This window comes from Streptomyces sp. 4N509B, assembly GCF_052245655.1.
Classification (GTDB): Bacteria; Actinomycetota; Actinomycetes; order Streptomycetales; family Streptomycetaceae; genus Streptomyces.
In genome coordinates, this window is the sequence record NZ_JBQQBZ010000008.1 from 104,479 (window position 1) to 124,346 (window position 19,868).

Consider the following 19,868-nt stretch of genomic DNA (forward strand, 5'->3'; position numbering starts at 1 on the left):
GGTGTCGGCCCGGGGAGGCGCGGGGTGGAGGTCAGGCCCGCAGGGCGGTCAGCCGGCGGTGGTCGGCGGGGGAGTCGCGGCGGTCGAGCCGCGACTGGAGCAGCCGCCTGGCGGCCTCGCCACGCCCGCCGGACACCAGCGCGTACAGCAGGGTGTCCTCGACGACCTCGCGCTGCGCCGCGCTGCCGCCGACCCGCCGCAGCAGCGGCCGCACGCGTTCCAGCCCGGCGACGGCGTCGGACCAGCGCTCCTCGACGACCGCCGCGAGCGCGTCGCACAGCGGCGCGACGACCTCCCGCTGCACGGGGTCGGCGTCCGCCGCGTGCCCCCGCAGCCGCCGCAGCGCCGGCAGGTCGCCGGCGCAGCTGAGCGCCAGCGCGCTGTGCAGGGCGGTGAACGGCGTCGCGGGGCGTTCGAGGATCTCCCGCTCCACGGCCGCGAGCACGTCACCCACCGGCTGCTTCCCCGTCCAGCAGCCCGCGAGCCTCGCCCGCCACAGCAGGGACCCGGAGTCCACCAGCGCCCGCACCCCGCCCACCCGCTCGGGGGAGAGCTGGGAGAACCACCGCCGGCGCACGGACTCGGAGTCGTCGAGGGCGAGTTCGTGCAGGGCCACGTGCCAGGCGAAGTGCGCGCGGTGGCTCGCGCCCCTGCCCCGGTCGCCGATCCACCCGTCGAGCCAGTCGCGTCCGCGCGCGTGCGCGCCGGTCTCGTAGTACACGTGGGTGAGGGCGTGGACGGCGTGCCCGGAGGCGGGCTCGGCCGCCAGCGCCCCGCGGGCCAGCTCGGCGGCCTCGTCGTAGCGCCCCTCCTCCTGACGGACGAACGCCAGCAGCGAGGCGGGGAACCAGTGGCCGCCGTACGCGGGGGCGCAGCGCTCGACCAGGCCGCGGGCGGCGCCGGAGTCGAGGTCGGTGACCCCGGAGAAGGCGATCGTGGGCACGGCGACGGCCAGCGCCAGTGCGTCGCCCGGGTACGCGTCGAGGTACCGGACGAGGGCGGCGTCGCCGTCGCGGCCGGTGACGCGGCGGGTGACGACGTCGACGAAGGCGCGCTCCCGCTCGCAGGCGCGCTCGCGCACGGCGCGCTGGGCGTCGGCCAGCGCGCGCGGCACGTCGACGGCCGCGCCGGCCTCGTGGCCGACGAGGGCGAGCGCGGCGTGGCCGAGGGCGAAGCCCGGGTCGAGCGCCACGGCGCGGGTGAAGCAGTCGGCTGCGCCCGCGCGGACCTTCAGCAGCCGGTCGAGACCGGCGCGGTACGCGGCGGCGGCGCTCGCGTGCGTCGACAGCGGCAGGCCGTGGAGGTCGGTGGGGCGACGGCGGGCGGGCGCCGGCCGGCGCAGCGGCTCCAGCACGGCGGCGGCCACCTCGGCGGCCTGCCGGCGGATCTCGGGGATCGCGGTGGTCTCCCACAGCTCGCCGCGACGGAGCGCGCCGAGCGTGTACAGGCGGAGCGCGGCGTGCCCGGGGGCGGGCCGCAGCCGGCCGCCGTCGGTCGCGACGCCGATGCCGAGCGGCCCCGGGGTCGCGAGGCCGTCCGCGAGCAGGCCCTGCCACAGCGGGTGGGGGTGGTCGGCCAGGCGCAGCGCGGGCCCGGTGCAGTTGATCACCCAGCCGACTCTCACGGTGCGGCCCGAGGTCAGGGTGACCGCCAGGCCGCCGTCGCCCACGGGGGCGACGTCGCGCACCCGGCCGGTGTGCGGGCGCAGCCGCCCGGCCGCCAGCGCCCGCCCGACCGCCTCGGCGGTGACGGGGGACATGCGGTGGCGGTGAACGTTCCACCGCGAGGCGTCGCGGGCGAGGAACTCGGCCCGCTCGCCGTCCGACAGCGAGGCCCACAGCTCCTGCGTGAGCGGGCGCAACCCGTCCACGGCGGGCCGCCAGTCGCCGTGGGCGCGCAGGGCTTCGGCGACGTGGCGGCGCACGGCGGACCGCAGGTCGTCCAGCGGCAGGGCGACGAGGTCGGGGCGCGGCGCGAGCGGCGGCAGCGGCACCAGGGCGTGGGTGCGGGGCAGTTCGCCGCCGCGGGAGACGGCGTGCACGCGGCGCCCCGGGCGCTCCAGCGTGAGCGCGACGTCGACGGCGGTGAGGCCGGTGCCGACGAGCAGCACGTCGCCCTCGCCGTCCCTGGCGGCGTCCAGGGCGCCGGGCGCCCACGGGTCGGGGACGAGGCGCCCCGACCCCCACAGCGGGGCCGGCGCCCAGTCGAGGGCGGCGGGCAGGAGGCCGGTCGCCAGGACGACGCTGTCGGCCGTCAGGGACTGACCGTCGGCGAGGCCCAGCAGGGCGCGCCCGCCGACGGTCCGGGTACAGCTCGTGGCGATGGTCCGCAGCCGGCGCACGGACACGGTGCCGTGGCTGCGGATGATCGCCTGGCCCAGCGCGTCGGCCAGGTACGCGCCGTAGCGGTGGCGGGGGAGGAAGGCGCAGGGCGACACCGTCGGCTCGCCGTGCGTGTGCAGCCAGCGCAGGAAGTGCGTGGGGTCGTCCGGGTAGCAGCTCATGCCGCTGGCGGGGATGTTGAGCCGGTGGCGGGGGTCGGGCGTGGCGTAGGCGACGCCGCGCCCCGCCTCCGGCGCCGGGTCGATCAGCACGAGGTCGAGGGGGGTGGTGCGGCGGACGGCGGTCTCGCACAGCTGTATCGCGGTGAGCGCGCCGGCGGCGCCGGCACCGACGATGCCCACGGTGTACCGGGTGGGGCGGGTGGGGATGGTGGTCACGGGTACCTCCAGCGCGATGGCGTCAACGACGACCGCAGGCAGCTCACATACTGCCGACGAGGGCGGCTCCGTCACCAGGCTGGCGACGGAACGGCCGCCGCCCCTTTGTTTCCTACCATGTAGCTGGGATTGCTAGGAATATCGCGTCGCCATCCCGTTGACGGCGTGTCACCCGGGCGGCCCAGCGTACGACGTTGTCCGAGGCGTGGACGGCCATCCCGTGCGGGGCGGGGCGGGAGTTGGGGGTGCTGCCGCCCGCCCCGGCCTGTACGGGGGATGGGCGGGGCGGGCGGCGTCCCCGCGCGGCTTGGCCGGGCGGGGGTTTGTGGTGCCCACCCCGGGGGTGTGGGTGTGAATCAGCGGTCCCGGGGTGGGCGGTTGTCCCTCACCGCGTTGCGGCACCCCAGTGAAGGGGCGGACCGGGGCGGGCGCGGCATGGGGGCACCTCCCAGCCGCAGGCTGGGGGAGCGCCGCCGGGCCGCTCGGGGCTGGTCCGGTCGGGGGACTTACCCGGCCGTCCCGCTCGGGGGCGGCCGGGATTCTCTGTGGGGCGGGCTAGGTGGGGTGGTCAGACGTGAGGGTGAGCTTGTCGAGGTTGGCCCGCCACTCCCAGCCGGAGCCGTCGGTGGGCCGCAGGTGCGCCTCCGTCCACAGCACTCGCTCGCGTCCCAGCACGTCATAGGAGACGTGCTCGACGACCAGCCCGAGCCGGCCGGTCCTGCCGGTGCGCGGTTCGACGACGCGTTGCCCGATCCACGGGTGCGCCACGTCCCGCAACACCTCCCTGCCGTTGTGGAGACCCCCGATCACCGAGCTTCTCCCGTCCCCGCGACGGTGGCGGTGAGCGCCTCACGCAACAGGCCCGGGTCGGTCAGGCAGTCCCACCCCGGCTCGGGCCGGACCAGCCACTCCACCCACCGCGTGGGACACGCACCCAGCGACGGCACCAGCAGGCGGCACGCGACGCCGTACACCTCGACCGGCAGAGTGGCGCGCCAGCCGTCGGCCGCACCCGGCGCGACCAGCCAGCTGTAGACGCCGTCACACCGGTCACCGACCACCGGCCCCGACCGCCCCGCCAACGCCCCCAGCGCCACGGCGCCAACAGCCTCGGGGACTCTCACGGCATCCCACCACCGCCCACACGCGACGCGCCGCGCGCCGACATCGGACGGCGGCAACCACACAGGCAGGGACGAGGCGGGGGGCGCGGATGAGGGGTGTTCGACCATGATCGGCTCCGGTGACATGCCGAGTGCTGACAGTCACAGAGTGCCCGTCGAAAACCACCCCGGTGTTGACCCAGAGTCAACGCCGGGGTGTTGCCCGTTGGCGATGTTCGATTGACGCGCAGCGATGGGAGCGTTACACGCCGCTCCACTGAGCGAACTTCCGCAGCCGCTCCGAGGCGCGAGGACGCGCTCGAAGCAGCGTGCCCACCGTCGCGCGGGTCGACGCGTGATACCGCGTCTGGAGCGGCGACACCTGCCGTGCCCGCTCCAGCGACTCCAGCGCCTCGTCATGCCGTGCGGTCAACGCCTGCGAGCGGGCGTAGTCGAGCCAGAACGCGCCCGACCGCGCCTTGCTGTATCCCTTGGGCAGATGCACCTGCCCCGCCAGCTCCACGGCCTGCCCGTGCCGGTCGTGGTCACCGGCCGCCGCCACCTGGTGCTGAGCCACGTTGGTGGGACCGAACGCCAACATGTAGCAGGTCGTCTCTCCTATCTCCGCCGCGATCCCCCGAGCCTCCGCGAACCACTCGTCAGACTCGTCCGGGCCGGACATCAGCGCGGAGAGCTGGCCGCCCTTGAGTAGGAGGCCACCTCGCATCGCGCGCGTCTCGGTCGACCCATCGGTGTCGAGGTCACGCAGGCCCTGCTTGACCAGCCGCAGCCCGCGTTCGAGGGCAGGCCCTTCCGCGCTCAACTGCGCGCGCTTCAGCCGCTCGGCGGCCACCTGCCTAGGGTCGCCGGACTGCATCGCGGACATCGCCATACGCGACAGGGCGAGCCGGGCGAGGTCCATGTACCCGAACTTGTAGGCGACGCTGAAGGCGCCCAGCGCGGCCTCGGCGAGGAGCCAGTGGGCCCGCTCGCGGTCGCTTCCGGTGGTGATCCACGTGGCGTGCGACAACTCGCCCAACAACGCAGGCGTCTCCTCGGCGAGGGCGGCGTACTCCGAAGCAGCGCGCAGTTCGCGGACGCGGCTGATCGCCGTGCCCAGGTCTCCCAGGCCGCGCGGCGCTGGGTCGTCCTCGTCGGGTGAGATCCCCCAGTCGTCCAACGCGTTGGCGAGGGGCGCGATGAGCCGGTCGAGTTGGTCTCGGCGTAGCTGCTCGATGTACGGCTTACCGTGGAGGACTGTGACGCTGACCGACAGCGCTCGGGCGGTCGCCGCGATGACCTGTTCGCTCGGCTGGCGGTCGCCTTGCTCAATGCGGGACAGCATCGAGGCGGAGACGTGTGCGCGAGTGGCCAGCTCGCGAAGAGAGTAGCCGCGCAGGGCGCGGATTTCGTGGATGCGTTCTCCTACGGTCCTGCTGCGGTGAAGGGCACCATCAGGCATACTGGGGCTCCACTTCCGTTTCTGACTGGTAATCGAAACGGTAACCCCGGCGAACGCGGGGGTACAGCCACGGCCTCACTTCGGTGGGGCCGTTCGCTGTTCGGCCCCGAACTTGTCTCGCGCGCTGGCATACTCGCGGTCCGTGGCGCGTCTCGCCGCCGAGTGCTCCCAAGAACGCCGCCTCGGGCGTTTCACGCACGGGTCGCCGTGGCGACGGCTCAGGAGACCAGCTCCGACCTCGCGCTTGCGACGAGCCGGCCCTCACGGTCATTGCGTTCAAGTGATGACTGACCGTATGAGCCCGATTACATCTGAATATGAATCAGGGGAATATCCACACGTCAGCCGCCTGAACCTCAGTCGTCAAGGCTGAACCGGCCCACCATCCGGCGCAGACGCTCGCTCGTCCCGACCCGCTCGGCAGCCCTGATCCGCCGCAGCGTCGCCCGCGCGATCGGGTGGTTCCGCACCAGTTGAGGCGCCGTCCGCTCCGCACGCTCCAGCTCGTCCAGCGCCCGCTCACGCCGCCCCGACCACAGGTAGGCCCGCGCCAGATCCATCTGGTAGTGCCCCAGCCGTGACTTCGGCAGCGTCGCCAGCTCCCGCGGCGAGATGTCCTCGTGGAGCCGCAGCGCCTCGTCCTGCTGGCTCATCTCCAACTCGACGTTGACGCCGTGAATCAACACGTTGGCCGCGCTGAACGTCAGGCTGTGCCGGTCGAAGGAGGGCACGGCCGCGGCCTGCGCCGCTGCCTCCCGCGCCTGCGCGATCCGATGCCGGGCTTCCCCCTGACGGCCCTCCCGCGCGGCGGAGACGGCGGCACGCAGGTGGTGGTGCCCCCACACCCGCACGGCCAGCGGGTCCCCCCGCTCGTACAGCGGCTCGACCGCGCGCAGGGCCTTGTCGGACAGCCAGATCGCGCCCTCCCAGTCCGCGGTCGCCCACATGTCCCGCACCCGCATGCCGTCCGCGACGGCGGGCATCAGCTCGTCCCCGGATCGCTCGGCCGCCCACGCCGTTCGCTCACACAGCATCGCGATCAGCTCGGGATGGCCGAGGGCGTAGGCGGCGTTGTGGCCGAACTTGCAGGCGATGGCGTACACGCCGAACGCCTCCTCGCGCTCCCGGCCCGCAGACACCTCGGCGAGCGCCCGCGCCTCGCGCAGGAGGTCCGGCAGGCGCCGCAGCATGACCGTGTACCTGGCCTCGTCCCGCAGCGTGTGCAGCTCTGCCGTGTCACGCCACAGCTGGGCCGCCGGCCGTGGCGGGCCGTCGAAGACGGGCGCCAGGTCGTAGCGGCGCAGCTCGCGGAGGATCGCCGACGCCGAGACCTCCCACTGGTTCGTCGCGGCGGACGTCCGGTAGGGCCGGTCGATCAGCTCGTTGGGGTGGACGTGCAACACGTCCGCCAAGGAGTTGATGACGCTCGCGCGGTCCAGCTCGATGGCGCCCTTCTCCATCTTCGACACCCAGCCCTGGGTGTATCCGAGAGCGGCGGCGACGTCAGCCTGCGTGAGCCCCAGCCGGAGACGCGCGCCTCGCGCACGCTCACCGATGGTCTGCGCCTCGTCCATCACGACACCGCTCCGAACGTAGCGGTGTACGCAGACAGGAAGTCCAGCATGATGGCCCCCATGTTCGTCCTGTGGCCGCACTCAGGACGGTAATGCCCCGTTAGCCCCGGGGGCCAGCCATGGCCCCACCGACGGGGGGTAGTTCGCCGTTCGGCCCCGGCCCGGTCTCGCGCGCTGGCATACTCGCGGACCGTGGCGCGTGTCGCCGCCGCGTACGCCGGCCCTGTCCTCGTCACACCACCGCCCGACCTCCACGACGTCGGCGGCCTCCTGACGTTCCTCCACTGGGGGCGGACCGCACGGGCCTCGGCCGCGCACAGCACAGCCGGGGCCCACTATCGGCCACCACCAACCGCTCTCCGCCCGCCGCGCGCCGACATCGGACGGCGGCAGCCACGCGGGCAGCGAGAGGGCGGGGGACGCGGTGAACGCGGTGGGATCGGGCCTGTCGAGCGCCTTCAGGGGCCCTGGAACTCGCCGAGGCCGCACTCGATCGGGCCCGCGGCCTTGGCCCGTGCACCCTGGCCATGTTCGAGGTCACCCGAGCCCGCGCACTCGCGAACGCCGGCCGCCGCACGGAGGCGACCGCGCAACTCCGCGCGGCGCAGGACTCCGTGATCCGTGGCACCGAAGACGACATGCCGCACTGGGTAGCGCTGTGGGGGTCCGCCCGCGCGTGCGTCTCCAGCCACTCGGCGAAGACTTTGAGGGCGATAGGAGACCACGCCGGAGTGGAACGGCACTACGCCGCCGCCCGCCGCCGCCCGGCGCGCGAGTACCAGCGCATCACCGCGCTGACCGTCGCCGCACAGGGTCGCGAGCAGGCCCACCAGGGGCATGTCGAGCAGGCGTGCGCGACGTGGGGCCGCGCGCTGGACTACCTCGACGGGGTGAGGTCCGCGCGCGCGATAGAGGCGGTCGCCGGAATGCGGAACACGCTCCGGCCGCTGCTCCGTCGAGGCGCGCGGACAGCCGCCGAACTCGACGAGCGTGCGCGGGAATGGGAGGCGACGCACGCCTAGGTAATGATTTTGTTCGGGTCACCTACGGACCACAGGAAGACGCCGGCCCCGTAGGGTGACGTCATCCCCTCCATCAGACCAGCTCCCTGCCGGCCCTGCCAACGCGGACGGAAAGGCAGGGCCTCCCGATTTGCGTCACCCGGATGGCGCACTGATCCTGGCAGAGACAAAGGATCGAATGTCGAATTCAGCTTTGTTCTCATATGGAGGGAACGCCATGCCCAACTGGAGTGATGTAAAGCCGGTTCCGGACTGGTTCGGCTGGGAGGACCAGGGTGCCGGTGTGGCGCTCGGTAACATCAGCGGGCGCGGCGATTCGGACATGCTCGTTTTCCACATCGACAATCCGGCGGGGGAGAACCACGGCTACTACCGCATCGGCTGGAACATTCAGGGCGACTCCAGCGTCACGGGGTGGAGCGACGTGAAGCCGATCCCCGGATGGTTCGGCGCCGAGGACCAGGGCGCGGGTGTCACGCTGGGGGACGTCAACCGCAACGGACGGCAGGACATGCTCGTCTTCCACCTGGACAATCCGGGTGGGGACAACCACGGCTACTACCGCATCGGCTGGGACCTCGATCCCAACGGGAACGTGGGCGCGTGGAGCGACATCAAGGCGGTTCCCGACTGGTTCGGATGGGAGAACCAGGGTGCCGGCGTCGCGCTCGCCGACATCAACGGAAGCGGCCGCCAGGACCTGCTGGTGTTCCACGTCGACAATCCGGGTGGTGACAACCACGGTTACTACCGCATCGGCTGGGATCTCGACGACAACGGGAACGTGGCCGGGTGGAGCGACATCAAGCCGGTGCCGGGCTGGTTCGGGTGGGAGAACCAGGGCGCGGGCGTCGCGCTCGGCAACATCAACAACAACGGGCGCATGGACATGGCCGTCTTCCACGTCGACAATCCGGGTGGCGACAACCACGGTTACTACCGCATCGGCTGGGACCTGGACGCCAACGGGAACGTGGCCGGGTGGAGTGATGTCAAGCCGGTGCCGGGCTGGTTCGGCTGGGAGAACCAGGGCGCCGACGTGGCCCTCTGGGACATCGCCGGAAACGGCGGCTCCGACATGCTGGTGTTCCACGTCGACAATCCGGGTGGCGACAACCACGGTCACTACCGCATCGGCTGGGACCTCGAACCGGCCTAGGAGATGCGTTGGACCAGTCGGTCGTCGGTCGGCACGCATGGTGCGTGTGCCGATCGACGACCGATGCGCCGTGGGCGCGGATCGCGGATCGCGGAGCGAGCCGTTGCCGGCGGGGCCGGCTCTGCCGGGCCGGGACGCGCGGCGCCGGGACGCGCGGCCGGCGCCCCGGCGCCCCGCGGCCGGCGCCCGCCCCCGTGGCGACGGCTCACGTGACCAGCTCCGCCGTCGTGCTCGCGACGAGGCGGCCCTCCTCGAAGCCCTCCAGCCGCGCGAAGCGGGCGGAGGCGGCGTCCGGCACCGTGACGTCGACCCGGTCCTCGGCCAGGTCGAGCGACGCCCGTGGCCGCTGGTCGAGGTAGACGTCGATCCGGTCGACGTTCTCCGCCCGCATCTCCAGCCGCAGCGCGCCGTCGGCGGCGGTGGCCCTGGCGAGGGACACGGCGTGCGGCTCCTGGGTCGTCAGCAGCCGGCCGGCCAGGTCGAGGAGGTCGGCGTTGCCCTCCAGCAGGTCCCTGCGGGTCATGCGGTGCAGCCGGTCGGGCACGACCCCGAGGTCCTCCACCGGCGTGCCGGCCAGCAGGCCCACCCGCAGGGTGCGGCGGATCGACACCCGCATCCCGGCGCCCTTGGGCAGCGGCGCGTACGGCGACTCCTCGTCGCCCGCCAGCAGGTCCGACAGCAGCTCGTGGGTCCAGACGTTGGCGCCGCCGGCGCCGGTGTTCTCGTCGGTGCCGAGCACCGGGCCGATCCCGTGGTCCTGGAAGCCGGCCGCGAAGATGTCGGTGGCCGAGTAGCACCGGGCGTTGGTGACGAGCACGACGGGCCCGAAGTACTGCTGTCCGACGGAGTTGGCGCCCTCCTCCGGGGTGATCGGGAAGGCCCCGGAGAAGGCGGCCCCGGTCTCCAGCGCCTGCTCCATCGAGGGCACCCAGGCGCCGAGGTCGATGGCGGGGTCTCCCCGGTGCCTGGCGCAGATCCTGAGGTTCAGCGGGGTGTTGACGAACTGCACCGGCTCGGGGGTGATCCGGTGTGGCGTGAGCGTCTGGAGGGCGAACTCGGCGGCGTGGATGTGCCCGCCGCCGTTGTCGCGGACGTCCACGATCAGCCCGTCCTGCGGCAGCTGGCGGATCAGCCGGACGAACTCCGCGACGAAGCGGCCGGGGCTCTGGACGTTGAACGTGAAGATCCGCACGTGCCCGAAGGTGCCTGACGCGGTGCGGACGGTCCGCGCCCGGAAGACGCCGGGCATCGTCGTGGCGACCTCGCCCTCGCCGAGCGAGGGGGCGGGCTCCTCGGCCGCGGCGGCGTCGCGCTGGGCGACGACGTGGGGGGCGAAGAGCATCACCTTCGCCCGGTTCGTCTCGTCGCCGTCGAGGTCCATGCCCTGGAACACGACGGTCTCGGGGTCCGCGCCGACCAGCGGCGGCAGGTTCTCCACGACCCGCCAGTTCTCGCGCAGCTCGCGCGGCGTGCCGGCCTCGTCGACGTAGGAGACGGTGACCCACTCCTCGAACGGCGGAAGGTGGATCATCAGCGGGCGCACGGTCAGCGACTGCACGCCGCGACTGCGCCGGGCGGCGGTGTTGCTCCCGGCGAAACGGGCCGCGTTCAGGTCGACGGCGTCCGCGATGGGGATGCCGTTCCAGTGCGTGATCTCCACGCCGGGGGTGAACCCGGGCGCGGTGAAGCCCTCGGCGACGCGGGTGACCAGGACGCGGGTCCGGTCCCCCTCCGCGCAGGACTCGACCAGGAACGGCAGGAAGGCGATCCGGCCGGCGAACGGCTCGGGCAGCAGGTAGTTGGTGTGGAGGTCGCGCAGCGAGTGGAAGATCTCCGACAGCTCGGCGTGGAACATCCACTCGCGCGGCATGGTCCGCTCCGTCTGCCGTTCGAGCCGCCGGCGCAGCAGCCGCAGCCGGTGGACGGGGTTGACGGCGTGCATCGCGGCCTTGAGGGGCAGGTGGACGTAGTTCTGCTCCACGAGGACGAGCGCCTGGTCGACCAGGGTGCGGCGGTCCTGGAGCGTCAGGGTGCCGGCGCGCCGCAGGAAGGTGTCGAGCCGGCTCGCCCCGAGGAGGTGGTCGCGGACCGGCTCCGCGGCGTTCTCGACGAACGGGGGAGCGGTCTCCTCGGCTGGGCGGTTCATGGCGTGCCTCCTTCTCGCTGGCCCGGCGAGCGTGGGCGTTCCGGGTCTCTCGGCGGGAGCGCCCGGCCGCCGGTCGGCGCCGTGGGCGTCGCTCCGCGAGGCGTCCGGCGTCCGGCGTCGTCCGGACGTGGGCCGTCCGGTGCGCCCGCCGTGCCCCCTCACGCCACCCCCTGCCCGGGGCCCCGGCGGGGGCCCGGGTGGAGCCGTGAGTGGCAGGGATGCGCGCCCGCCGTGCTGTGCGATGCCTCACGCCCTGGTCACGCTCCGCGTCGCGTGTGCCTCGTCCCGTCGCGGCTCCCGCCTGTGTCGGTTGCGTCCCCTCTTCCGATGGTGGACCCGCCCCGAGTCCTGGCCAAACGGCGGCCGGGACGTCACGTGACGTGCCGGGACGTTGCCCGTGGGGCACCCCCGCCGTCCGGTCCCCTCCCGCGGCGCGGCGCTCGGTCCCGGGCGACGACCACGGGCCCCACAGAATCTGACATGGCGTCATTTCGTGGACATGGGCGCGTGCTTGCCCCGCGAGCGGGGAGCGGCACGGTGCCCGCCCACCCTGTTGACGTGAGCATGTTCGCTCGCTTGGCTTGATTCGGCGCCCCGCTCGGGGAGGCGCCGCTTCAGTATCTGCGAACGGAGAAGCGTGTCCAGAACACGACAGCTCGTCCGACCGAGGCGGCTGGTCACAGCGGCCCTCGCCGGCGCTGCCCTCACCGCTCTACTCGCGTCGACCCCATCCGCCATCGCCATCGCCACCGACAGCCCCGCCGCCGACGCGGCCCCCGTCGCCGCCGCCTTCGAGGCGGCCGCGGCCGAGTACGACGTCCCGCGCGAGCTGCTCGTCGCGGTCGGCTACGGCGAGACCCGCCTCGACGGCCACGACGGCGAGCCCAGCCACGCCAACGGCTACGGCGTCATGCACCTGGTCGACAACCCGACCCACGAAACCCTCCGCACGGCGGCCGCCGAGACCGGCATCCCCACCGCCGAACTGCGCTCCGACACGACGGCGAACATCCACGGCGGCGCCGCCGTGCTGCGTGCCTACGCCGACGCCCAGGGCCTCGACGAGGCGGAGCGGAACGACGTCGACGCCTGGTACCCGGTCGTGGCCGCGTACGGCGGCGCCGACACCGACGCCACCGCGCGGCTGTACGCCGACGCCGTCTACGAACTGCTCGCCGACGGCGTCAGCGCCCCCGTCGAGGGCGGCGAGACCATCGAGCTGACCCCGAGCGAGGTCGACCCGGAGCGCGGCCGGTACGCGACCGCGGACTTCGGGACGCTCAGCACGGACTACGGCCCCGCCCGGTGGGTGCCGGCGGACCCGAGCAACTACACGACGGGCCGCTCCTCCGCCATCACCGCCGTCGTCATCCACGTCACGCAGGGCTCCTACGCCGGCGCGATCAGCTGGATGCAGAACCCGTCCTCCGACGTCAGCTCCCACTACGTCATCCGGTCCTCCGACGGCGAGGTCACCCAGATGGTGCGGGAGCGGGACACCGCCTGGCACGCCCGTGGCGGCAACGCCTACTCCGTCGGCATCGAGCACGAGGGCTGGGTCGACGAACCGTCGTGGTTCACCGACGCCATGTACCGCTCCTCGGCCGCCCTCACCCGGCACCTCGCCGACCGGTACGACATCCCGAAGAACCGGCAGCACATCGTCGGCCACGTCGAGGTGCCGGGCAACGACCACACCGACCCGGGCCCGCACTGGGACTGGTCCTACTACATGCAGCTCGTCGGCGGCTCCAACGACCCCGCCCCGCCCCAGCTGAACTTCACCTCGTACTCGACGCTCCGCGAGGGCTCCACCGGCAACCAGGTGCGCGCGCTCCAGTACCTGCTCAACGCCAACGGCTTCAACGCCGGCACCGTCGACGGCGACTTCGGCCCGACCACGGAGGGGGCCGTCCGCTCCTTCCAGACCAACCGTGGCCTCGGCGTCGACGGCGTCGTCGGGCGGCAGACCTGGACCGCGCTGCTGTCGGCGGGCAGCCGCCCCACCCTCCAGCAGGGCAGTACCGGCGCCGACGTCTCGCGTCTTCAACGCGCGTTGACCGCGGCGCTCGGCCGGTCGATCGCGATCGACGGCATCTTCGGCTCGGGCACCGCCCAGGGCGTCCGCGACTACCAGTCCAGCCGGAACCTCGGCGTGGACGCCATCGTCGGATCCCAGACCTGGACCGCGCTCCAGGCCGGCCGCTAGCCGACCACCCCTCCCGCGGGGGCCGCGTGTCGGCGCGGCCCCCACGGGCCTTCCGCCAGGCTCCGCCCGCTCCCCCGCCACGCCGCCGGGTCAGGAGGTGTAGGCCGTCTCCTGGATGCCGTACAACTCCGCGTAGCGGCCTCGCGCGGCCATCAGCTCCTCGTGGGTCCCCGCCTCCACCAGCCGCCCGCCGTCCAGCACCAGCGTCAGGTCCGCGCCGGTGACGGTGGAGAAGCGGTGGGAGACGATCACCGTGATCGCGCCCGTGCGGCTGGCGGCGGCGCGGACGTGCGCCATGTGCCGCTCGAAGATCTCCTGCTCGCTGGGGGCGTCCAGCGAGGCCGTCGGCTCGTCGAGGACGAACAGCAGTGGCTCGCGTCGCATCACCGCCCGCGCCAGCGCCGTCTTCTGCCACTGCCCCTCCGACAGCTCCACCCCGCCGAGCCGGCGGCCCAGCTGCGTCGCCATGCCGTCGGGCAGCCGCGCCACCACCCGCTCGGCGTCGGCGGCGCGCACCGCGTCGGCGACCCGCTCCTCGTCGGCGACGTGCGGGAGGTCCCCGATGCCCACCACCTCGGCGAACCGCGTCTCGAAGCGCCCGAAGTCCTGGAAGGCGCCGCTGGAGCGGGCCCGCCAGCCCTCGGTGTCCAGCTCGGCCAGGTCCGTGCCGTCCACCCGGACGGTGCCCGCCGTCGGCCGGTAGAACTTCTGGAGCAGCTTCACCAGCGTCGTCTTCCCCGAGCCGTACTCGCCGACGACCGCCACCACCGAGCCGGCCGGCAGCGTCACGGTGACGGAGTCCAGCGCCGGGCGGTCGGTGCCGGGGTAGACGTAGCTGACGGCGTCGAACGTGATGCCCTGGGTGAGCCGCCGCGGGGCGGGCGCCCGAGCGGCGGACCGGGCGCGCTCGCGCTCCGCCGCCACGTACTCCCGCAGCCACAGGTACGGCTCGACCAGCCGGCGCGCCCCCGCCGCCTGCGAGACGCGCTCCACCGTGAACCGCACCGACTGCTGGAGCGTGGTGGCCAGGGTGATGGCGAGCACCACGTCGCCGACGGTGCCGCGGCCCGTCGCCGCCAGGTGCGCCACCAGCGCCAGCGCGCCCACGAAGCCGGCCGTGAACAGCGTCCAGCCGCCGAACTGCCACACGGCGGCGGCGGTCTGCGCCCGGACCCTGCCGCGCCACACCTCGTCCCAGGCGGCGGCCTGCCGCCTGGCCAGCTCCTCGCCCGCCCCGGCGACCCGGATCTCCTTGCCGCTGTCGGCCGCCGTCGCCAGGTCGAACAGGTGCCGCTGGAGCCGGAACGCCTCCGCCGTCTCCGTCTCCGCGCGCGCGACGATCCGGTTCCCGACCTGGTCGCACGCCAGCGGCGCCGCGGCGAACGCGACGAGGAGGAGCAGCCACGGGTTCACCCCGGCCAGCAGCCACAGCGACAGGCCGAGCTGGCCGAGGGTGAAGACGACGCCGACGCCGGCCCAGGCGGCGGCCATCAGGCCCCAGGCGGAGCCGCGCACCACCGTCACCCGGTCCAGGAAGTCGGCGCGCTCCAGGTGCTCCAGGCCCTCCAGCGTGAGCAGGTCGCGGTGGAGGCGGTCCATCAGGTCGGTCAGGCCGACCCGTTCGACGACGAGGATCGTCAGGTTGTCCGTCAGCTCGCGCAGCACCGCCATCACGCCGTACGCCGTGGCCGCGCCGAGCGCGGCGACGACCGCCACGCCCGCGTCGCCGCGCAGCGCCGCGTCGACCGTCTCCCGCAGCGCGACCGCGACGCCCGCCACCCCGCCCACGGTCGCCGCGTGGAGGACGAACATCAGGGCCGTCAGGCCCCGCTGGCGGCGCCACGACAGCGCCATCAGCTCCCGCCACAGTCCCAGGTACCGTCCCACCGGCTACTCGCCCTCCTCGATCCGGTCCTCATAGCCCCGGCGGAAGCGCTCCGCCTGGATCGCGAACAGCTCCGCGTACCGGCCGTCCCGCGCGATCAGCTCCTCGTGCGTGCCCGACTCGGCGATGCGGCCGTCCTGGAGCAGCACGATCCGGTCGGCCTGCCGCACCGTGGACAGCCGGTGGCTGATCAGCACGACGCTCGCCTCGGCCCGGCGCCGAGCCAGCCGGTCGAACACCTCGAACTCGGTGCGCACGTCGAGGTGCGCGGTGGGCTCGTCGAGCACCAGCAGCGAGGAGCCCGTGCGCACCGCGTACAGGGCGCGGGCGAGGACCACCTGCTGCCACTGGCCGCCGGAGAGGTCCACGCCGTCCGTGCGGGTGCGGGCCAGCGGCGTCTCCCAGCCGCGCGGAAGCCGCTCCAGCACCGGGCCGAGTCCGGCGTCGCGGGCCGCCGCCTGAAGCGCCTTCTCGTCGCGGGGCACGGCGGCCTGGCCGAGGACGACGTTGTCGGCGGCGGAGAGGTGGTAGCGCACGAAGTCCTGGAAGACGACGGTGATCCGGCGCCGCCACGCGTCGGGGCCGAGCTCGGCGAGGTCGGTGCCGTCGACGGTGATCCGGCCGCCGGTGGGCCGGTACAGGCCGGACAGCAGCTTGATGAGCGTGGACTTGCCCGCGCCGTTCAGGCCCACGATCGCGAGCAGTTCGCCGGGACGGATGGTGAGGTCCAGGCCGTCGAGCACGGTCGCCGACGCGCCCGGGTAGCGGAACGACACGCCCTCGAACCGCACCTCGGGCGGACCGCCCGCGGCCCGGCCCCGCGCCGAGGGCGCCGGGGACGCTGGGCGTGCCGGGGATGCCGGAGGCGCCGGGGGGCCGGCGTGGCCCTCCCGGGCACGGGCCGGTGGCGGCGGCCCGTCGTCCCCGGCCACCAGCGCGCGCAGCTCACGCCCCGCCCGCAGGGTGGCGATCCCGCCGTGCGTGTTGCGCGGACTGACGTGCCACGTCGACTCGTAGACCGCCCAGGAGGCGGTCAGCACGGCCGTCAGCGCCGCCACCGACTCCGCGCCGTCCGCCGCGTCGCCCGCCACCACCGCGAACGCGGCGGCCAGCGGCCCGGCAACGAGCAGGAACGTGATCCACTGGAGGCGCGCGTTGCGCACCTGCGCGGCCCAGACCGGGGTGAACATGGCGCGGACGTGGGTGCCGATGCGCCGCACGGTCCACTCCTGGAGGCCGAACACCCGCAGGTCCTTGCCCTCGCCCGGCTGGACGACGGCCTCCTGCCAGGTGGCGCAGCGCAGCCCCTCCGCGGACTGCGCCAGCCAGAACCGGCTGAACGCCTCCTGCTGCCTGCCCCGCAGCCACGCGCCGAACAGGGCGGGCAGGGCCACGGCGGGGACCAGCCACCAGGCGTGGCCGGCCAGCACCGCGCACGAGGCGGTCACGCCGCAGACCAGCGAGGCGAGTTGCAGCTGTTCCAGCGCGCCGTGCGCCGGGGTCCGCTCCGTCCACGACTGCGGGTCGGCCCTCGCGTTGCGCACCAGCCGCTGGGCGTGGGGCTGTTCGAGGGCGCCGATGGTGGCGCTGCCGGCGACCGCCCGGACGAGCCCGGCCCGGTGCGCGCCGTTGATCCGCGCCCCGACCAGCGTCTCCAGCGGAGTGGCGGCCGTCCCCGCCGCGTGGCCGACGAGCAGCGCCACGCCGAACGCCACCAGCGGCCCCGCGGCGACGTCGAACAGCTCCTGCGTCGAAGCGCTTGCCACACGCTCCACCAACGTCGCGGTGGTGACCGCCACGGCGGCGGGAACGAGGGAACTCAGCAGGTGGAGCGCGAGAAGCGAGAGAACCAGCGGCCACCCCGCGGTGCGCAGTGCGCGGAGCAACAGCATCCGTCCAGCCAGACGTTGACCCACCCGACCCCCCAGTCGTTGAAGCGCTTCGACTTCACCAGCCTCCCCGACGGGTCATGCTCGGGTCAACCGAATTCGCGCGGAGGACAGGGCCGCCGGCCGCGCGAGGCGGGCGCGGCCGGCGGCCGTGGGTTCCGTGGGGCGGGTCCCGGTCGTGACGCCCGCTCAGGAGGCGGAGAGCTCCGCGCGCACCGTGCGGGCCGCGGCGACCAGGTTCTCCAGGGAGGCCCGCGTCTCGGGCCAGCCGCGTGTCTTCAGCCCGCAGTCCGGGTTGACCCACAGCCGTTCGGCCGGGATCGCCGCCAGGCCCGTGCGGAGCAGGGCCGCCGCCTCCGCCGCGCTCGGCACGCGCGGCGAGTGGATGTCGTACACGCCGGGGCCCGCCTCGCGCGGATACCCGTGCGCGGCCAGCTCGCGGGCCACCCGCATGTGGGAGCGCGCCGCCTCCAGGCTGATGACGTCGGCGTCGAGGTCGTCGATCGCCTGCACGATGTCGCCGAACTCGGCGTAGCACATGTGGGTGTGGATCTGGGTGGCGGGCCCGGCGCCGCCCGTGGTGAGCCGGAACGCCTCGGTGGCCCAGGCCAGGTAGGCGGGGCGGTCCTCGGCGCGCAGCGGCAGGGTCTCGCGCAGCGCCGGCTCGTCCACCTGGATGACCGGGGTGCCGTCCGCCTCCAGGTCGGCGACCTCGTCCCGCAGCGCCAGCGCCACCTGACGGGCGGTCCGCGCGCGCGGCTGGTCGTCGCGGACGAAGGACCAGGCCAGCATCGTGACGGGGCCGGTGAGCATGCCCTTGACGGGGCGGTCGGTGAGCGAGCGGGCGTAACGCGTCCAGCGCACCGTCATCGGCTCGGGCCGCGCGACGTCGCCGACGAGGATCGGCGGGCGGACGTAGCGGGTGCCGTAGGACTGCACCCAGCCGTGCCGCGTGGCGAGGAAGCCGGTGAGCTGTTCGGCGAAGTACTGCACCATGTCGTTGCGTTCGGCCTCGCCGTGCACGAGGACGTCGAGGCCGGCCCGCTCCTGGAAGGAGACCACCTCGCCGATCTCGGCCCGAACGCGTTCCTCGTAGGCCGCGGCGTCGATCCGGCCCGCCCGCAGCGCGCCCCGCGCCGCGCGCAGCTCGTCGGTCTGCGGGAAGGAGCCGATGGTGGTCGTCGGCAGCAGGGGCAGGCGCAGCCGGGCGCGCTGGGCGGCGGCCCGTTCCTCGTACGGCAGCGAGCGGCGGGCGTCGGCCGGCGTGACGGCGGCGGCACGGGCCCGGACGGCCGGGTCGTGGGTGAGGGAGGAGGCGGCGCGGGAGGCCAGGTCGGCGCGGTTGGCGGCGAGTTCGGCGGCGATGGCGTCGGTGCCGTGCGTGAGGCCCCGCGCGAGGGTGACGACCTCGGCGGTCTTCTGGTGGGCGAACGCGAGCCACCGCCGGATCTGTGGGTCGATGTCGCGCTCCACCGCCACGTCGAGCGGGACGTGCAGCAGCGAGCAGGAGGCGGCCACGTCGACCCGGTCCGCGAGGCCGAGGAGGGTGGCGAGCGTGCTGAGGGAGCGGGCGAGGTCGTTCACCCACACGTTGCGGCCGTTGACGACGCCCGCGACCAGGCGGCGGCCGGGCAGCCCGCCCACGGCGGCGAGCGCGTCGAGGGTGTCGGCCGGCGCCTCGGTGAGGTCGAGGGCGAGCCCGTCGACGGGCGTGCCCGCCAGCACGGGCAGGGCCTCGCCGAGCCTGCCGAAGTAGGAGGCGACCAGCAGCTTCGGCCGCCTCGTGAGCCCGCCCAGCGTGCGGTAGGCGCGCCCGGCGGCGGCCAGCTCGGCGGGGGTGCGGTCCTGCACGAGCGCCGGCTCGTCCAGCTGCGCCCAGTCGGCGCCCGCCTCCCGGAGGGCGGCGAGGACCTCGGCGTAGACCGGCAGCAGCCGGTCCAGCAGCGTCAGCGGGTCGAAGTCCGGCGCCACCCCCGGCGCGGGCTTGGCCAGCAGGAGGTAGGTGACCGGGCCGACGAGCACGGGGCGCGGCGTCAGGCCCAGCGCGAGCGCCTCGGCGAGCTGACCGAGCTGCTCGGAGGCGTCGGCGGTGAAGACGGTGTCGGGGCCGAGCTCCGGCACGAGGTAGTGGTAGTTGGTGTCGAACCACTTCGTCATCTCCAGCGGCGCCACGTCCTGGGTGCCGCGCGCCATCGCGAAGTAGCCCTCCAGCGGGTCGGCCGCGACGGCGGCGCGGTGGCGTTCCGGGACGGCGCCCACCATGACGGTGGTGTCGAGCACGTGGTCGTAGTACGAGAAGTCACCGGTGGGCACCTCGTGCACGCCGGCCTCGGCCAGCTGCCGCCAGGTGGCACGGCGCAGCTCGGCGGCCGTGGTCCGCAGGGCGTCCGCGTCGACGCGGCCCCTCCAGTACCCCTCGATCGCCTTCTTCAGTTCACGGCCGGCTCCCTGACGGGGGTAGCCGTACACGGTGGCACGGGCCGCCGCGGCTGCGGGCTTGGCTGTCACGACATCTCCTTCGCGAGACGTTTCCCTGATCCCGGAACGAGACGGGAGCGCGAAGGAGACGGCCGGCGGCGCGGCCCGCGCGCGGTGCCGCGCGGCCGTCCACCGGGTGCGCCTCGCCCGGAACGTCGTCCTCACGCGCGGGGCGCACGGCCCGGACCCGGGGTCCGGGGCTCCCCCGACCCACCCGCGAGG

Annotated in this window: 12 protein-coding genes; 3 read left to right on the forward strand and 9 right to left on the reverse strand. The window is 74.1% G+C overall.

Features of this window, described 5'->3' with window-relative positions; all coding sequences use genetic code 11:
- Positions 1-31: 31 nt before the first annotated feature.
- The 5 genes from ACTWP5_RS11080 to ACTWP5_RS11100 form a co-directional block, all read right to left on the reverse strand.
- A complete protein-coding gene (locus ACTWP5_RS11080; protein WP_443220759.1) occupies positions 32-2,683 on the reverse strand; it encodes an FAD/NAD(P)-binding protein in 2,652 nt (883 codons plus the stop codon).
- Between the two features lie 591 nt (positions 2,684-3,274).
- Positions 3,275-3,529: a hypothetical protein gene (locus ACTWP5_RS11085; protein WP_443220666.1), complete on the reverse strand. Its 255-nt coding sequence runs from the start codon at positions 3,527-3,529 to the stop codon at positions 3,275-3,277.
- Positions 3,526-3,843, reverse strand: a complete 318-nt coding sequence (locus ACTWP5_RS11090; RefSeq protein WP_443220667.1) for a hypothetical protein — start codon at positions 3,841-3,843, stop codon at positions 3,526-3,528. Before ACTWP5_RS11090 ends, ACTWP5_RS11085 begins: the two co-directional genes overlap by 4 nt.
- Positions 3,844-4,084: 241 nt before the next feature.
- Positions 4,085-5,284 (reverse strand): helix-turn-helix domain-containing protein, encoded by a 1,200-nt coding sequence (locus tag ACTWP5_RS11095; protein WP_443220668.1) that lies wholly within the window; start codon positions 5,282-5,284, stop codon positions 4,085-4,087.
- 356 nt (positions 5,285-5,640) lie between these two features.
- Entirely contained in the window at positions 5,641-6,861 is a 1,221-nt protein-coding gene (locus ACTWP5_RS11100; RefSeq protein WP_443220669.1) for a helix-turn-helix domain-containing protein, read from the reverse strand.
- 728 nt (positions 6,862-7,589) lie between these two features.
- On the opposite strand from ACTWP5_RS11100, the gene ACTWP5_RS11105 reads away from it, so the two are divergent.
- Both ACTWP5_RS11105 and ACTWP5_RS11110 read left to right on the forward strand, forming a co-directional pair.
- Entirely contained in the window at positions 7,590-7,880 is a 291-nt protein-coding gene (locus ACTWP5_RS11105; protein ID WP_443220670.1) for a hypothetical protein, read from the forward strand.
- A gap of 217 nt (positions 7,881-8,097) precedes the next feature.
- Positions 8,098-9,039 (forward strand): hypothetical protein, encoded by a 942-nt coding sequence (locus tag ACTWP5_RS11110; RefSeq protein WP_443220671.1) that lies wholly within the window; start codon positions 8,098-8,100, stop codon positions 9,037-9,039.
- A 205-nt stretch (positions 9,040-9,244) separates the two neighbouring features.
- Here the strand turns inward: ACTWP5_RS11110 and ACTWP5_RS11115 are convergent, their stop codons facing one another.
- On the reverse strand, positions 9,245-11,185 hold the full coding sequence (locus ACTWP5_RS11115; protein ID WP_443220672.1) for a S41 family peptidase: 1,941 nt from the start codon (positions 11,183-11,185) through the stop codon (positions 9,245-9,247).
- Positions 11,186-11,822: 637 nt separating this feature from the next.
- Here ACTWP5_RS11115 and ACTWP5_RS11120 point away from each other — a divergent pair.
- Positions 11,823-13,394, forward strand: a complete 1,572-nt coding sequence (locus tag ACTWP5_RS11120) for a peptidoglycan-binding protein (protein WP_443220673.1) — start codon at positions 11,823-11,825, stop codon at positions 13,392-13,394.
- Positions 13,395-13,484: 90 nt separating this feature from the next.
- On the opposite strand, the gene ACTWP5_RS11125 is transcribed toward ACTWP5_RS11120, so the two are convergent.
- The 3 genes from ACTWP5_RS11125 to metE all read right to left on the reverse strand — a co-directional run bounded on the left by ACTWP5_RS11125 (position 13,485) and on the right by metE (position 19,676).
- Entirely contained in the window at positions 13,485-15,281 is a 1,797-nt protein-coding gene (locus tag ACTWP5_RS11125) for an ATP-binding cassette domain-containing protein (protein WP_443220674.1), read from the reverse strand.
- A gap of 3 nt (positions 15,282-15,284) precedes the next feature.
- On the reverse strand, positions 15,285-17,171 hold the full coding sequence (locus ACTWP5_RS11130) for an ABC transporter ATP-binding protein (RefSeq protein ID WP_443220675.1): 1,887 nt from the start codon (positions 17,169-17,171) through the stop codon (positions 15,285-15,287).
- 186 nt (positions 17,172-17,357) lie between these two features.
- Positions 17,358-19,676, reverse strand: coding sequence for a 5-methyltetrahydropteroyltriglutamate--homocysteine S-methyltransferase (metE, locus tag ACTWP5_RS11135; RefSeq protein ID WP_443220676.1), 2,319 nt, complete (start codon positions 19,674-19,676; stop codon positions 17,358-17,360).
- Between the last annotated feature and the right edge of the window lie 192 nt (positions 19,677-19,868).

What these genes read in the sequence shown, in the direction of transcription:
- ACTWP5_RS11095 (WP_443220668.1), bottom strand. Translation starts at nt 5,284, where the DNA reads ATGCCTGATGGTGCCCTTCACCGCAGCAGGACCGTAGGAGAACGCATC.
- ACTWP5_RS11110 (WP_443220671.1), top strand. Translation starts at nt 8,098, where the DNA reads ATGCCCAACTGGAGTGATGTAAAGCCGGTTCCGGACTGGTTCGGCTGG.
- ACTWP5_RS11115 (WP_443220672.1), bottom strand. Translation starts at nt 11,185, where the DNA reads ATGAACCGCCCAGCCGAGGAGACCGCTCCCCCGTTCGTCGAGAACGCC.
- ACTWP5_RS11130 (WP_443220675.1), bottom strand. Translation starts at nt 17,171, where the DNA reads ATGCTGTTGCTCCGCGCACTGCGCACCGCGGGGTGGCCGCTGGTTCTC.